The organism is Shimia biformata, assembly GCF_016888515.1.
In the GTDB taxonomy this organism is placed as follows: Bacteria; Pseudomonadota; Alphaproteobacteria; order Rhodobacterales; family Rhodobacteraceae; genus Shimia_A; species Shimia_A biformata.
The window spans coordinates 2006347-2020524 of the sequence record NZ_JAFEJK010000001.1; the positions used below are offsets into that span (position 1 = coordinate 2006347).

Sequence of the window (14178 nt, forward strand, 5' to 3'; positions counted from 1 at the left end):
GAAAAGGCTGGCGCGCGGGTCGATCCCCGGCGCGATCGCGGGTCTGGACACGGGCGCAATTCTGTCGCGGCTGGGTTAGCCCATCAGGGCCGCAACACCGGGCAGCGTCTTGCCTTCCATCCATTCAAGGAACGCGCCGCCTGCGGTCGAGATATAGCTGAAATCATCCGCAGCGCCGGATGCGTTCAGCGCCGCAACCGTATCACCACCGCCCGCAACCGAGATCAGCCCGCCCGCCCGTGTCAGCGCGGCAGCCTTCAGCGCAGCGGCATCGGTGGCGGCGTTGAAGGGTTCGATCTCGAACGCGCCGAGGGGGCCGTTCCAGATCAGCGTCTTGCTGGCTTCCAGAACCTTCGACACTTCGGCGACGCTGGCGGGGCCGGCATCAAGGATCATTGCATCCGCAGGACAGGCGTCGGCGGCAACGGTTTCATTCGCCGCGCCTGCCTTGAACTCGCGGGCGACGACCACGTCGACGGGCAGGACGATATTGCAGCCCGCAGCGGCGGCTTTCTCCATGATCTCGCGCGCGGTGCCGGTCATGTCATGCTCGGCCAGTGACTTGCCCACGTCGATCCCCTTGGCGGCAAGGAAGGTATTGGCCATGCCGCCGCCGATGATGAGGTTGTCGACCTTGCCGACGAGGTTGCCCAGAAGCTCCAGCTTGGTTGACACCTTGGCCCCGCCGACCACCGCCGTGACGGGCCGTTTCGGGGTGCCAAGCGCGGTTTCCAGCGCCGACAGTTCCGCCTGCATCAGGCGGCCCGCGCAGGCGGGCAAGAGACGCGCCAGCGCCTCGGTCGAGGCATGGGCGCGGTGCGCGGCGGAAAAGGCGTCGTTGCAATAGATGTCGCCCAGCTTGGCCATGTTCGCGGCAAAGGCGGCGTCATTCTCGGTCTCGGCGGCATGGAAGCGGGTGTTTTCCAGAAGCAGCACCTGACCGGGTTGCAGCGCGGCGGATGCGGCTTCGGCGGCAGGGCCGACGCAATCGGCGGCAAAGACCACCGGCGCGTCAAACGCGGCTTCCAGTGCCGGGACAAGCTGTTGCAGCGACATCTCGGCCACGCGCGCGCCCTTGGGCCGTCCGAAATGCGCCAGCAGGATCGGCAGGCCGCCCGCCCCAAGGATGTCCTTCACGGTCGGCACGATGCGCTGGATGCGGGTGTCGTCGGTCACTTTCCCGTCCGCCACGGGCACGTTGATATCGACCCGCACCAGAACCCGTTTGCCGTCAAGCTGCATCTGATCCAGCGTTTTCCAAGCCATCTTGCCAACCCTTTTTTCAAAACCGTTGGCGGGTTGTTGCCCTGTCTCTGCCCAGAGGTCAATGGCGCGTCTTGGCTTTCCCGATCCGCTTGCTTAGGGTCAGGCCAAACCGACAAATGAGGAGCGCCCCATGGCCGAGATCAAAGACCCCGAAAACACCATCCTGATGGAGCTGAAAAACGGCACCGTCGTGATCGAGCTTTTGCCCGATATCGCCCCCGGCCACGCCGAGCGCATGAAGGAACTGGCGCGCGGCGGTCACTATGACAACGTGGTCTTTCACCGCGTAATCGACGGGTTCATGGCCCAGACCGGCGACGTTGCCAATGGCAATACCGAGAAGGACTATAACCCGCGCATGGCCGGCACCGGTGGCAGCGATCTGCCGAACCTGAAGGCCGAGTTCAGCCGCATCCCGCATGATCGCGGCACGCTGGGCGCCGCCCGCAGCCAGATGCCGGATTCTGCGAACAGCCAGTTCTTCATCAACTTCAAGGACAACCATTTCCTGAACGGGCAATACACCGTCTATGGCCGCGTGATCGACGGCATGGAACATGTCGACGCCATCGTGCGCGGCGAGCCGCCCGCGAACCCCGACAAGATGATTTCCGTGAAGGTGGCCGCCGATGTCGATGCTTAAATCCGTTCTCGCGCTGGCGCTGATGGCCAGCCCCGCCATGGCCGCCGGTCTCAAGATCGAGGTCGAGGGCGAGGCCAACGGCACCATCACCATCGACCTGATGGAAGATGTCGCGCCGATGCATGTCGCCCAGATCACCGCGCTGGCGGAAGAGGGCGCCTATGACGGCGTCGTCTTTCACCGCGTGATCGACGGCTTCATGGCCCAGACCGGCGATGTTCAGTTCGGCAAGATGGGTGAAAACCTCAGCCGCGCGGGCATGGGCGGGTCTGACCGTCCCGACCTGCCGGCCGAGTTCTCGGACGTGCCGTATGAGCGCGGCATCGTCGGCATGGCCCGCAGCCAGAACCCCAACAGCGCCAACAGCCAGTTCTTCATCATGTTCGCGCCGGGGCATTTCCTGAACGGGCAATATACCGTTGTCGGTGTGGTGACGGACGGCATGGACGTGGTCGACGCGATCAAGCGCGGCAAGGGACAGAACGGTGCCGTGATCGGCCAGCCCGACGTCATGAAAACGGTCACTGTGATCGACTAAAAATGGCTGGCGGGACCGGATACGAGCCGCTCAATGTGCCGAAGCCCGTGGGCGCGGACATCTGGGTGATCGACGGCCCCGCCATCCGCTTTTATGGCCTGCCGTTTTCGACCCGCGCCACCGTGGTGCGGTTGAAGGGCGGCGGGTTGTGGGTGCATTCACCGACAAGGCTGACGGATGGGTTGCGCGCCGAGATCGACGCGCTGGGGCCGGTCCGCCATCTGATTGCGCCGAACTGGATTCACTACGCCTATGTCGCCGAATGGCACCGCGCCTACCCGGACGCGATCCGCTGGGCCGCGCCGGGGGTCAAGGAACGCGCCGCCAGCCGGGGCATGGACATGCGGTTCGACCATGTGTTTGGCCCGGATGTGGCACCGAACTGGGCGGATCAGATTGCTTGGATGATCGTGCCGGGCAGCAAGGTCCACCGCGAGGCGGTGTTCTTTCACCACGCGTCAAAAACCCTGATCCTGACCGACCTGATCGAGAATTTCGAGCCCGCGAAACTGCCGTGGTGGATGGCGCTGATCACCCGCGCCGCCGGGATCGCCGCGCCGAAGGGACGGATGCCACCCGACATGAAGGCAACCTTCGACAAGGCAGAACTGGCCGGGGCCGTACGGCAGATGATCGGCTGGGGGCCGGAGCGGGTGATCCTGTCTCATGGGGCATGGTTCGACCGCGACGCAGTGCAGGAACTGGAGCGCGCCTTCCGGGGTGTTCTGGCGAAGGGCTGATGATTGAGGGTAGAGCCCGACCGCTTTGCGGCTTGAAATGCTTTGGTTTGATGGAGAATTGTAAGTCGCTGTCTCGAACTCGGGTGACCCAAGTCGAAATCAGGCAGTGGCGGGACGGACCTGACCTTGCCCGTGCCGCTTGCGGCACGGGCAGCGCCCGTCCGCCCCCATGGGCGGGCGCTTCACGCCCACCCGCGGTCGGGCGCTTCACGCCCACCCGCGGTCGGGCGCTGCCCTCTGTCACATGTCACACGGTCTTGTGAGCTTGTTTTCCTAGGTTTCCGATGCAACTCACTGCACCATGCAAGAAACATGGGAGGCCCGAAGATGTTCAAACGCCTTGTTCTTGCCGCAACCTTGGCCATCGCCACCCCCGCCAGCGCCAACCCGGACTTCTGGAAACACGAGTGGCCGCGCACTGATTTCAGCCGCACCAGTATCGAGAACTGGGTCGAGATCATGTCTGGCGGCCCGCCCAAGGACGGTATCCCCGCGCTTCGCGATCCGCAGTTCATCCGTGCCCATCAGGAAACCCGCATCGGCGACACCGAACCCGTTATCACGGTCGAGATCGACGGGGCCGAACCGCGTGCCTATCCGATCCGCTATCTGACCTGGCATGAGATCGTGAATGACACCGTGGGCGACATCCCCGTGGCGGTCACCTTCTGCCCCTTGTGCAATTCCGGCATCACCTTCGACCGCCGCGTCGCCGGGCGCATCCTGACGTTTGGTGTCTCGGGCAAGCTGCGGAACTCGGACATGGTGATGTATGACCGCGAAACCGAAAGCTGGTGGCAGCAGGCGATCGGGCAGGGCATCGTGGGCGAGATGACGGGGGTCACGCTGACCACCCTGCCAACGTGGATGGAGGGCTGGGCGCAGTTCAAGGCGCGTAACCCGGACGGGCTGGTGATGGCCGAACCCGCCTTCAATCGCCGATATGGGATAAACCCCTACCGCCAGTATGACACATCGAAACGGCCGTTCCTTTACAGTGGCGAAATGCCGCCCCACGGTATCGCGCCGCTGGCGCGCGTGGTACGCGTCGGCGACCGGGCCTGGCCCCTGGAACGGCTGCGGGACGCAGAGGACCTGACCGAGGCCGGGGTGCGCATCACCTGGCAGCCGGGGCAGGCCTCGGCGCTGGATGCCGGAGAGATTTCGCAGGGGCGCGATGTCGGCTCGATCCGCGTGCGCGATGCGGGCGGGGCCGACATGCCCCATGACGTGATGTTCGCCTTCGCCTTCCACGCCTTCTGGCCCGATGGGACGTGGATGCTTGGGGAATAGGAGTTGGGGAATAGGAGTTGGGGAATAGGAGTTGGGGAATAGGGTCAGTCGTAGAAGGTGTAGGACTCCATCTCGCACAGATCGACGCCAAAATCGTCAAGCCCGGTGCCATCTGCGAAATCGGCGCGGATGTCGTAGATGCAGGTCGACAGCCCGTCCGCGATCAGCACGCCGATCTCGTATCCCGGTTGCAGCCGCGTCTCGCCCAGGAGGTTGTCCTGCCATTGGTTGGCAGAGGCCGGGCTGACGGAAAACGCAACCAGATCGGCGCTGGAGTCATTGACCAGAAAGACCTCGATATCCTCGGCAAGGGCCGCGGTCGAGATCAGGGCAGCCGCCGCTGCGGTGGCCAGAAATTTCATGTTTGGGAGTCCTGAAAAGGTGAAAGCGACTCTGAGTCCAGAGCCGCGCGACGCTTGCATGGCGCCGTGACAAAAGCAACAGAATTGCGCGTCACAGGGGGTGTATGGGCGGCTGCACCGGGACGGCACTTGGCGGCTGGCGGGCAAAGAAAAACACCGCCCGGCGCGAACCGGACGGTGTTTCCTGTCCCCTTGGGGGAAATCTTACTTGGCCGGGGCCGCCGCGGGCTTGGGGGCCGGGGCCGCCGCTGCGGGTTTCGCCGCCGGTTTGCCCGAGGTCAGCGGATCGTCCTGACGCTGGACCGAGCCTTCGAAATGGGCGCCGCTTTCGATCGCGATGGTCTTGTGGATGATGTCGCCTTCGACACGGGCGGTCGAGGTCAGACGCACTTTCAGACCACGGACGCGACCCACGATGCGGCCATTGACGACCACGTCATCAGCAATCACTTCGCCCTTGATCGTGGCGGTTTCGCCCACGGTCAGCAGGTGGGCGCGGATGTCGCCTTCGACGGTGCCTTCGACCTGGATGTCACCGGTGGTCTTCAGGTTGCCGCTGATGTGCAGGTCAGCCGAAAGGACCGATGCCGGCGGCTTGGGCTTGGGGGCCGATGCCTTGAACTCGCTCGACGCGGGCGCGGGCGGGACCGCGGGTTTTGCTTCGGGCGCCGCGGGTTTTGCGGTGTCAGCGGCCTTCGGCGCCGGGTCGTTGATCTTGCTCTTAGAAAACATTGCTTCCAGCCTTTATGAATGTCATCGGGTTTTTGGCCCGGCCATTTACGCGCACCTCATAGTGCAAATGGGTGCCGGTCGAGCGTCCAGAGTTGCCCATATCACCAATGTGGTCCCCGCGCGAGACCCTTTGCCCGACTTTTACGCGGATTTTTGCCAGATGCGCATAGCGGGTCTCGATGCCGAACTCGTGCTTGATCTTGATAAGACGGCCATAACCGGACTGCCAGTCGGCATGGATCACGACCCCGTCGGCGGTGGCGTGGATCGGGGTACCGTGGCGGGCTGCGAAATCGGCGCCGTTATGCGGGCGGCCCCAGCGGGTGCCAAAGCCCGAGGTGAAGCGATAGGCGCTTTTCAACGGGTGGGCGAAAGGGGCGGTTTCGGCGGCGATACGATAGACATTCAGCTTGTCCATCTCGCCCAGAAGGGCATTGGCGCGCTGCGCCTCTTCGGTCAGTTCGCCGCCCTTGGTCGAAAAGGTCACCGGCGTCAGCGGCCCGCCCTGACCGGAATAACCGCGCCGCACCTGGTTCAGAAGCGAGTCCGTATCAAGCCCGGCGGACTGGAACATCTTGGTCAGAGGTTCGACCGAGACGGTCATGGCATCTTCGAGCTGTCGGAAGATCTGGTTGTTCTTCTCGCGCATCAGCGCCATTTCAAGTTCGATCTCCTCGGCCTCGCGGATGGCGTCCAGCGCCTGGGCTTCGATGGCGTCGCGTTCACGCGCGGTTTCGGTCAGCGCGGCGGTCAGCATGTCGACAAGGCTGCTGGCCTGTGGACCGCTTTCCGCAGTCATGGTGCCGTCGGCTTCCGATTTCAGCGCCGCCAGTTCCTTTACCGCCGCTTCACGTTCGCGCATGGTGCGGCGCAGGGTGGTCTGGATCACCTCGATCCCGGTTTCCATTTCCTGCCGCCGCACTTCCGACGCCAGAAGCTGGGTCTGCATCTCGGAAATCTGCTTGAGCGCGGCGTTGAACCGGTCCTGCGCGGCCAGCGCCTCGGCGGTGCGGGCGTCGCGTTCGGCGGACATCTCGTTCAGGCGCAGCTCATAGGTCTGCTGGTCGCGGCGGGCCTGTTCGCGGAAGTTGCCGGAGCCGATCGAGTCCATCAGGATGATCGCGGTGGCGATGATGGTCCAGGCGATGATCAGCGTGGTGCCGAAAAAGGCAAAAAGCTGGGTTTCGGGGCGCAGTCGGATAAAGCGCGTGTCGCTGTCGGACCTGAGGAACAACCGGCGTTCCGGGAAATAATGCTCAAGAAGAGCATGCACCTTGATCGCAAGCCGTGTTCTCACCGCGTCTATCCCTTGTCATCCCCACAAACCGGGCGCCGCCTTCTGTCGGGCGGTCGCTACCCGGCAAGTTCTTAACCAGACGGTGACGTTCGGGCAAGGCTTTTGGGCGCGGGCGTCGGCGTGGTGCGCGCTCAAGTCGCTGATTTGCGCGGATGATCGCCGATCTATCGCTGTCCTGCGGGGGTGCCCTCGGCAAGCGGCCAGTAGAAATCCGGCGGCAGTCCGGCCTCGGCGCGTTTTTCCTCGTTGAACGGCGGTTTCAGGGCGCCGTGGAAATATTTGCGCACCAGCTGGTGGAACACTTCCTTGGGGTCGAGGTCATGGCGGCCACAGAGGAAGTGGAACCATTTTGACCCATAGGCGACATGGCTGACTTCTTCGGCATAGATCACCTTCAGCGCGGCGACGGACAAATCCTCGCCCGCTTTTTCAAAGATCTCGATCATGCCCGGCGTCACATCCAGCCCGCGCGCCTCAAGCACCATCGGCACTACCGCAAGACGGCCCATGAAATCGTCCACCGTGTCCTCGGCAGCGCGCCACATGCCGGCATGGGCGGGCAGGGCGCCGTAATGACTGCCCATCCGTTCAAGGCAGTCACAGACAAGGTTGAAATGGCCTGCTTCCTCGGCCGCCGCCTTGACCCAGTCGTCGTAAAAGCCCAGCGGCATGTTCACATCGGCAAACCGCGCCACGATGTCCCAATGCAAGTCCACCGCGTTCAGTTCGATATGCGCAACCGCGTGCAACAGCGCGATCCGCCCCGCCGGGCTGCCGGGTTTGCGTTTCGGCACGTCGCGCGGGTCCAGCAGGTCGGGTTTTTCCGGCCGCGACGGGCGCAGCGGTGGCTCGGCATGACCGATAGGCAACGCCTCACCCGCGTCCCGCGCAGCGAACCACGTGGCGGCATGGGCCTTGGCCAGCGCGGTCTTTTTGCGGCCATCGGCGGTGGTCAGCACCTCGACCGCCATTTGCGAAAGCGTCATCGTCACAGTGATTTCACCGCGTCCAGCACCTCGTCCACGTGACCGGGCACTTTCACCTTGCGCCATTCGCGCGCGATATTGCCCTCGGCGTCGATCAGGAAGGTCGAGCGCACGATGCCCCAGAACGTCTTGCCGTACATCTTCTTTTCCTGCCACACGCCATAACGCTCGCAGGCGTCGCTGTCGGCATCCGACAGAAGCGGCACGGTCAGGGATTGCTTGTCGCGGAACCGGCTGTGGGCGGCCAGGCTGTCCTTGGAAATGCCAAAGACCTTCACCCCGGCATCCTCGAACGCGGCGCGGGCCTCGGAAAAGCCGATCGCCTCTTTCGTGCAACCGGGCGTGTTGTCCTTGGGATAGAAAAACAGCACCACCGGCGCGCCTTTCAGCGCGCTCAGGGTCACAGTTTCGCCCTCGTCCGAAGGTAAGGAGAAGTCAGGGGCCGGTTCGGTCATGCAGCGTGTTCCTTTGTTCTGGCCTTTGTTCGCGTCTCGGTTGGGTATATTCTAGGGCGCGGCAGGCAACAACCAAGCTCAGGCGACCAAGAAGGATCCACAAGGATTTCGCAGGAAGGTCAGACAGATACGACGCCCGACACGCGTCCCAAACCCCAGCGTAACAGGCGTTTGGGGCTGCTGCCGCTGATTTCGGCGGCGCTGGTGGGCTGCGTGGTTTTTGTCCTTGGGGTGGCGATCTCGGGGCGGCCGATTGTACTGCCGGACTGGGCGCGGGACAGGGTGTCGCGCGTGCTGGCCGAGCAATCGCCGCATTACGACATTGATTTCGGCAAAGTTTCGCTTGTGTTCGAGGACGGGTTTCACCCGCGTTTACAGGTGCAGAACGTCGCCGTTGGCGATGTCGAAACCGGGGTCAGCCTTGAGCTGGCCGAGATCGACACCACCCTCAGCCTGGGCGAGCTTGCGTCGGGCCGTGTTGCGCCCCGGTCGCTGTCGCTGGTCGGCGCGACGCTGACCCTCAGACGCGAGGCGGATGGCAGTTTCAACCTGGCCTTTGGCGAGGGCGGCGGGCTGACCGGAAACGTCTCGGGGCTGGGCGATGTCGGGTCGCTGGTCGAACGCCTGTTCAAGCGCCCGGAACTGGCACAGGTCAGCCGGATCGAGGCCCATGCGGTGTCGTTGCGCTATGACGACGTGCGCGCCGGGCAGGGCTGGACCATCGACGGCGCCGAGATGCGGCTGGACCGCGACGACACCGGCGCGCGTCTTGGCGCAAGCCTGTCGCTTCTGGGCGGGCGCGACTATGCCAGCCAGATGGAGGTCAGCCTGGAAACCAGCTTTACCTCGCAGGCGGCGGCGCTTGGGTTCACCTTCACCGACATGCCCTCCGAGGACATCGCCCTGCAATCGCCGGCGCTGGCCTGGCTGGGGGTGATCCGCGCTCCGATTTCCGGCGCGGTCCGGGTCGAAGCGGGTGAGGATGGCGCCTTGCTGCCGATGAACGCAACCCTGCAGATTGCCGAAGGTGTCCTGCGTCCGAACGAGGCCACGCGCCCGGTTCCGTTCCAGTCGGGCCGCGCCTATCTGCGCTATGACCCGACCAGCGCCATCGTCACCTTTCAGGAAGTGTCGGTCGAAAGCGAATGGGTCACGGCGACCGGCCAGGGGCGGCTGATCCTGAAGGGCGACAACAGCGCTGAAGGGCCGGTTCTGGGCAACGAGATGCTGGGCCAGTTCACGATCACCCATGTCACCGCCAATCCGCTGGACCTCTATGCCGAGCCGCTGACGATCGAGGAAACCTTTGCCGACCTGCGCCTGCGACTTGATCCGTTCGAGGTCACGCTGGGGCAGCTGGTGGTGCGCGACCGGGGGCATCTTGCGCGGTTCGACGGACGGCTCTGGGCGGGCGAGGCGGGCTGGGAACTGGCGCTGTTTGGCGCGATGGATCGGCTGGACCCGAAGTGGCTGGTCAGTGTCTGGCCGGAAAACGCCAAGGGTAAGACCCGCAAGTGGATTGACGAGAATATCCTTGGCGGATGGGCTGAGAACCTGCATGCCGCGCTGCATCTCGTCCCCGGCAAGCGGCCCGATCTCTACGTGGATTTCGGGTTCCACGACGCGGATGTGAAATTCGCCAAGACCCTGCCCCCTGCCGAAAACGCGGTTGGCTATGCCACGCTGATGGACAACAGGTTTTCGGTCTATGTCGAGAAGGGAACGGTTCTGGCCGATGCCGGCGGGCGGGTCGATGCCACCGGCACCGTGTTCGAGATCCTTGATACCCGCATCAAGAAACACCCGCCGGCGCGGGTCGGGTTGAAGGCGAAGGGCTCGATCACGGCGGGACTGTCGCTGTTGGACCGCGAACCCCTCAGCCTGATGACCAAGAACGATCTTCCGGTCACGCTGGCGGATGGCCGCGCCGAGGCGTCGGGCGAATTGCGCTTCAACCTGCGGCCAAAGCTTGAGCCCGGTGAGTTGAAATTCGACGTTGCCGCCAATCTTTCGGGGGTGCGCACCGGCCATTTCGTGCGGGACAAGGTGATCGCGTCCTCGGCGCTGAAAGTGCGCGCCACCAATGACGGTGTGCGGATCGGCGGGCGCGGGCGGCTGGGCGAACTGCCGTTCAACGCCGCGTGGCAGCAGTTGAGCGGACCCGAGAACAAGGGCAAGAGCCATGTCTCGGGCACCGTCCGGTTCAGCGAAAACAGCCTGCGCGACCTTGGGATCGAACTGCCCGGTGGCTGGATCGGCGGCGAGGGGCAGGGCCAGATGGAGATCCGGCTGGAAAAGGGCGAGGCAAGCCGTTTCACGCTGACCTCGGACCTTGCCGGGCTGGACCTGACGATCCCGCCGCTGGGCTGGCGCAAGGGGCCGGATCAGCGGGGCCGGCTGAAGGTCGAGGGCTGGCTTGGCGACACGCCCGTTGTTGACCGGCTGGAACTGGACGGGCAGGGCCTTGAGGCGCGCGGACGGGTCACGCTGGCGCGGGAAGGCGGGTTGAAACTGGCCAGTTTCGATCGCGTGCGGCTGGGCAACTGGCTGGATGTCCAGGCGGAACTGCGCGGACAGGGGCCGGGTGTCCCGCCGCAACTGGTGGTGCAGGGCGGCAAGCTGGACATGCGCGGCATGCCCGCGCGCACGGCAGGCGAGACCACGGGCGGGGCGACCGGGGGACCGATCCGCGCCCGGCTTGAACAGGTGCAGATTTCGGACGGGATTGCGCTGCGGTCGTTTTCAGGAGAGTTCACTGACGGCGGACGCAACGGTGTCTTCATCGGCCGCGTCAACGGCGGACCGTCGGTCACCGGGGCCATGACCTCGGTCGGCAACCGCAGTGCGTTCCGAATCAAATCCGACGATGCGGGCGCGGTTTTTGCCGCCGCCGGATTGCTGAAATCGGCGCGCGGCGGGGTGATGGACCTGACGCTTCTGCCGCATGGCGCGGGCAGTTATGACGGCGAATTGAAGGTCACCAACACGCGCGTCCGCGAGGCCCCGGCCATTGCCGAGTTGCTGAACGCGATCAGTGTCGTCGGCCTTCTGGAACAGATGAACGGGCAGGGGATCGCGTTCAACGATGTCTATGCCCGGTTCCGCATGTCCCCGGACCGGGTGACGGTTGCCGAAAGCAGCGCGGTCGGCGCGTCGATGGGAATTTCGATGGATGGGCATTACTATCCCGCGATCGGTGCATTCGACATGCAGGGGGTGTTGTCGCCGATCTACCTTGTGAACGCGGTCGGGCGGCCCATGTCCAAGCGTGGCGAAGGGTTGATCGGGTTCAACTACAACCTGCGCGGCGACGCCTCTGATCCACAGGTTTCGGTCAACCCGCTTTCGGCCTTGACGCCGGGCTTCTTCCGAGAGATTTTCCGCCGCCCAGCCCCCAATCTCGACTCAAACCGCCCACAGAACTGACCCACGATGCAGCTTTCCGATTTCGACTTCGATCTGCCCGAGCGGTTGATCGCCACGCGACCTGCGTCGCCGCGCTCGTCCGCCCGTCTCTTGGTGGCCGAGGGCGACAGGATCACCGACGCCATCGTGCGCGATCTGGTCGACTGGCTGCGCCCCGGCGACCGGCTGGTTCTGAACGATACCAAGGTCATCCCGGCGCGGCTGTTCGGCGAGCGCCGGCGCATCGGTGAACAGGGCGAAACCCGCGCCCGGATCGAGGCGACCTTGCTGGAACCCAAGGGTGGCGCGCGCTGGTCGGCGCTGGTGAAACCCTTGAAAAAGGTCCGTGACGGCGAGGTGATCCACTTCTCGGACGTGTTGTCGGCCAGGCTGGTCGAACGGGGCGACGGGCAGGCGGTGCTTGAGTTCGACCTCACGGGCGAGGATTTCGATACCGCGTTGGCCGAGGCAGGCGCGATGCCGCTGCCGCCCTATATCGCCGCCAAACGTGCCGCGGACGAGCAGGACAAGACCGACTATCAGACCGTCTGGGCGAAGCATTCCGGCGCGGTGGCGGCGCCGACCGCGTCTTTGCATTTCGACGAGGCGCTGCTGGCGGCACTCCAGGCAAAAGGCGTCACCTTCACCCATGTCACCCTGCATGTCGGCGCGGGCACTTTCCTGCCGGTCAAGGTCGAGGACGTCAGCCAGCACAAGATGCATGGCGAATGGGGCCGCGTCAGCCCGCAGGCGGCGGAAGAAATCGCCGCGACCAAGGCGGCAGGCGGGCGGGTGATCCCGGTCGGCACCACCGCGCTGCGGCTGATCGAAAGCGCCGCCCGCGACACCGGGCAGATTGCCCCGTGGGAAGGGGTTACCGACATTTTCATCTATCCCGGCTTCACCTTCCATGTCGCCGACGCGCTGATGACCAATTTCCACCTGCCGAAATCGACGCTGATGATGCTGGTCTCGGCCCTGATGGGACAGGACCGGATCAGGGAGATCTATGACCACGCGGTCGCCAGCGATTACCGATTCTTCAGCTATGGTGACGCCTCGCTTCTGATCCCCGACAGGTGATCCGGGCGCAAACGGGCTGGTAAACTTCGCAGCCGGACATGTATTTGTCGCATATTCCATGTCACAACGCCGACAGGCCTAGGGACGCAAAGTAAAAGAACATGATCGATTTCATCAAACACGCCTGGGCGCTTCTGCTTGGGGTTCTCCTTCTCATGGTGGGCAACGGCATGCAGGGCACGCTTCTGGGTGTGCGCGGCCAGATCGAGGGGTTTTCGACCTTCGAGATGTCGCTGGTCATGTCGGCCTATTTCCTTGGCTTCCTGGGCGGATCGCGGATGACGCCGAACATGATCCGGCGCGTTGGCCACGTGCGGGTCTTTGCGGCGCTGGCGTCGGGGATTTCCGCCGTGCTGATCCTCTATCCGGCGATTGCGCATCCGGCGATGTGGGTGCTGGGGCGGGTGGCCATCGGGTTCTGTTTCTGCGGCGTCTATGTCACCGCCGAAAGCTGGCTGAACAATGCCGCCAGCAATGAAAACCGCGGGCAGGCTCTGTCGCTTTACATGATCGTGCAGATGGTCGGGATCGTGGTGGCGCAGGCGCTCTTGCTGGTGGCGGACCCGTCGGGATACGAGCTGTTCGTGATCCCCTCGATCCTGGTTTCGATCTCGGTCGCACCGATCCTTCTGTCGGTCTCGCCCACGCCGGCCTTTGACACCACGAAACCGATGAACCTGCGCAAACTGATCCAGACCTCACCACTGGGCGCGGTGGGCATGTTCCTGATGGGCGGGGTCTTTGCCGCGCAGTTCGGTATGTCGGCGGTCTTTGGCGCCTCGGTCGGGATGACCGTCAAGCAGATCGCGATCTTCGTCGCCACCTTCTATGTCGGGGCAACGGTGCTGCAATACCCGCTTGGCTGGCTGTCGGACCGGATGGACCGCCGGGTTCTGGTGATGATCGTGGCCCTGATCGGCGGCGGCAGCGCGCTGGTCGGCGCCGCCTTCTGGGATGTCTATTACCTGTTGCTGTTTGCCGCCTTTGTCATCGGCGGCATGTCCAACCCGCTTTATTCGCTGCTGATCGCGCATACCAACGACTTCCTCGAATACGAAGACATGGCCGCGGCCTCGGGTGGGCTGTTGTTCATCAACGGGCTGGGGGCGATCCTTGGCCCGATCGCGACCGGCTGGATCATGGAGACATTTGGCCCGCAGGGGTTCTTCGCGGTTCTGGCCTTCCTTCTTGTGGCGCTTGGGTCTTACGCGGGCTGGCGGATGACCCGCCGTGCGGCACCGTCTGTCGAGGACACGCAAAGCTATACGCCGGTGATGCCGCAGGCCTCGCCCGTGGCCGTCGAGGTGGCGCAGGAACATGCCTTCGAAACCGCCCAGGAAGAAGAGGATATGCCCAAAACGTGACCGTTAGCGCCACA

General features: G+C 64.2%; 13 protein-coding genes. 7 read left to right on the forward strand and 6 right to left on the reverse strand.

Annotated features, from left to right (window positions below; translation table 11 throughout):
• Nucleotides 1-75 precede the first annotated feature (75 nt).
• On the reverse strand, nucleotides 76-1266 hold the full coding sequence (locus tag JQ863_RS09835; RefSeq protein WP_204114098.1) for a phosphoglycerate kinase: 1191 nt from the start codon (nucleotides 1264-1266) through the stop codon (nucleotides 76-78).
• A 130-nt stretch (nucleotides 1267-1396) separates the two neighbouring features.
• On the opposite strand from JQ863_RS09835, the gene JQ863_RS09840 reads away from it, so the two are divergent.
• The 4 genes from JQ863_RS09840 to JQ863_RS09855 all read left to right on the forward strand — a co-directional run bounded on the left by JQ863_RS09840 (nucleotide 1397) and on the right by JQ863_RS09855 (nucleotide 4480).
• Nucleotides 1397-1909, forward strand: coding sequence for a peptidylprolyl isomerase (locus JQ863_RS09840; protein ID WP_204114099.1), 513 nt, complete (start codon nucleotides 1397-1399; stop codon nucleotides 1907-1909).
• Nucleotides 1902-2447 carry a peptidylprolyl isomerase gene (locus JQ863_RS09845; protein WP_204115127.1) on the forward strand — a complete coding sequence of 182 codons (546 nt, stop codon included), beginning with the start codon at nucleotides 1902-1904 and terminating at the stop codon, nucleotides 2445-2447. Before JQ863_RS09840 ends, JQ863_RS09845 begins: the two co-directional genes overlap by 8 nt.
• A 2-nt stretch (nucleotides 2448-2449) precedes the next feature.
• A complete protein-coding gene (locus JQ863_RS09850; RefSeq protein WP_204114100.1) occupies nucleotides 2450-3187 on the forward strand; it encodes a DUF4336 domain-containing protein in 738 nt (245 codons plus the stop codon).
• A 327-nt stretch (nucleotides 3188-3514) separates the two neighbouring features.
• Nucleotides 3515-4480: a DUF3179 domain-containing protein gene (locus tag JQ863_RS09855; RefSeq protein WP_204114101.1), complete on the forward strand. Its 966-nt coding sequence runs from the start codon at nucleotides 3515-3517 to the stop codon at nucleotides 4478-4480.
• Between the two features lie 44 nt (nucleotides 4481-4524).
• Here the strand turns inward: JQ863_RS09855 and JQ863_RS09860 are convergent, their stop codons facing one another.
• The 5 genes from JQ863_RS09860 to bcp form a co-directional block, all read right to left on the reverse strand.
• Nucleotides 4525-4842 carry a hypothetical protein gene (locus JQ863_RS09860; RefSeq protein WP_204114102.1) on the reverse strand — a complete coding sequence of 106 codons (318 nt, stop codon included), beginning with the start codon at nucleotides 4840-4842 and terminating at the stop codon, nucleotides 4525-4527.
• Nucleotides 4843-5046: 204 nt separating this feature from the next.
• A complete protein-coding gene (locus JQ863_RS09865) occupies nucleotides 5047-5574 on the reverse strand; it encodes a bactofilin family protein (RefSeq protein WP_204114103.1) in 528 nt (175 codons plus the stop codon).
• Entirely contained in the window at nucleotides 5564-6871 is a 1308-nt protein-coding gene (locus JQ863_RS09870) for a DUF5930 domain-containing protein (RefSeq protein WP_204114104.1), read from the reverse strand. Before JQ863_RS09870 ends, JQ863_RS09865 begins: the two co-directional genes overlap by 11 nt.
• A gap of 164 nt (nucleotides 6872-7035) precedes the next feature.
• On the reverse strand, nucleotides 7036-7857 hold the full coding sequence (locus JQ863_RS09875; protein ID WP_239113256.1) for a ferritin-like domain-containing protein: 822 nt from the start codon (nucleotides 7855-7857) through the stop codon (nucleotides 7036-7038).
• 2 nt (nucleotides 7858-7859) lie between these two features.
• Nucleotides 7860-8312, reverse strand: coding sequence for a thioredoxin-dependent thiol peroxidase (gene bcp, locus JQ863_RS09880; RefSeq protein WP_204114105.1), 453 nt, complete (start codon nucleotides 8310-8312; stop codon nucleotides 7860-7862).
• A 171-nt stretch (nucleotides 8313-8483) separates the two neighbouring features.
• Here bcp and JQ863_RS09885 point away from each other — a divergent pair, with 171 nt between their 5' ends.
• The 3 genes from JQ863_RS09885 (at nucleotide 8484) to JQ863_RS09895 (ending at nucleotide 14164) form a co-directional block, all read left to right on the forward strand.
• Nucleotides 8484-11738: a YhdP family protein gene (locus JQ863_RS09885; protein ID WP_204114106.1), complete on the forward strand. Its 3255-nt coding sequence runs from the start codon at nucleotides 8484-8486 to the stop codon at nucleotides 11736-11738.
• A 6-nt stretch (nucleotides 11739-11744) separates the two neighbouring features.
• Nucleotides 11745-12800: a tRNA preQ1(34) S-adenosylmethionine ribosyltransferase-isomerase QueA gene (gene queA / locus JQ863_RS09890; RefSeq protein ID WP_204114107.1), complete on the forward strand. Its 1056-nt coding sequence runs from the start codon at nucleotides 11745-11747 to the stop codon at nucleotides 12798-12800.
• 101 nt (nucleotides 12801-12901) lie between these two features.
• Entirely contained in the window at nucleotides 12902-14164 is a 1263-nt protein-coding gene (locus JQ863_RS09895; RefSeq protein ID WP_204114108.1) for an MFS transporter, read from the forward strand.
• The last annotated feature ends 14 nt before the right edge of the window (nucleotides 14165-14178 follow it).

Excerpts from the sequence above, each read along its gene's own strand:
- JQ863_RS09875 (WP_239113256.1), bottom strand. The coding sequence starts at position 7,857 with ATGACGCTTTCGCAAATGGCGGTCGAGGTGCTGACCACCGCCGATGGC.
- queA (WP_204114107.1), top strand. The coding sequence starts at position 11,745 with ATGCAGCTTTCCGATTTCGACTTCGATCTGCCCGAGCGGTTGATCGCC.
- JQ863_RS09865 (WP_204114103.1), bottom strand. The coding sequence starts at position 5,574 with ATGTTTTCTAAGAGCAAGATCAACGACCCGGCGCCGAAGGCCGCTGAC.
- JQ863_RS09845 (WP_204115127.1), top strand. The coding sequence starts at position 1,902 with ATGCTTAAATCCGTTCTCGCGCTGGCGCTGATGGCCAGCCCCGCCATG.
- JQ863_RS09835 (WP_204114098.1), bottom strand. The coding sequence starts at position 1,266 with ATGGCTTGGAAAACGCTGGATCAGATGCAGCTTGACGGCAAACGGGTT.
- bcp (WP_204114105.1), bottom strand. The coding sequence starts at position 8,312 with ATGACCGAACCGGCCCCTGACTTCTCCTTACCTTCGGACGAGGGCGAA.
- JQ863_RS09850 (WP_204114100.1), top strand. The coding sequence starts at position 2,450 with ATGGCTGGCGGGACCGGATACGAGCCGCTCAATGTGCCGAAGCCCGTG.
- JQ863_RS09860 (WP_204114102.1), bottom strand. The coding sequence starts at position 4,842 with ATGAAATTTCTGGCCACCGCAGCGGCGGCTGCCCTGATCTCGACCGCG.
- JQ863_RS09855 (WP_204114101.1), top strand. The coding sequence starts at position 3,515 with ATGTTCAAACGCCTTGTTCTTGCCGCAACCTTGGCCATCGCCACCCCC.
- JQ863_RS09840 (WP_204114099.1), top strand. The coding sequence starts at position 1,397 with ATGGCCGAGATCAAAGACCCCGAAAACACCATCCTGATGGAGCTGAAA.
- JQ863_RS09895 (WP_204114108.1), top strand. The coding sequence starts at position 12,902 with ATGATCGATTTCATCAAACACGCCTGGGCGCTTCTGCTTGGGGTTCTC.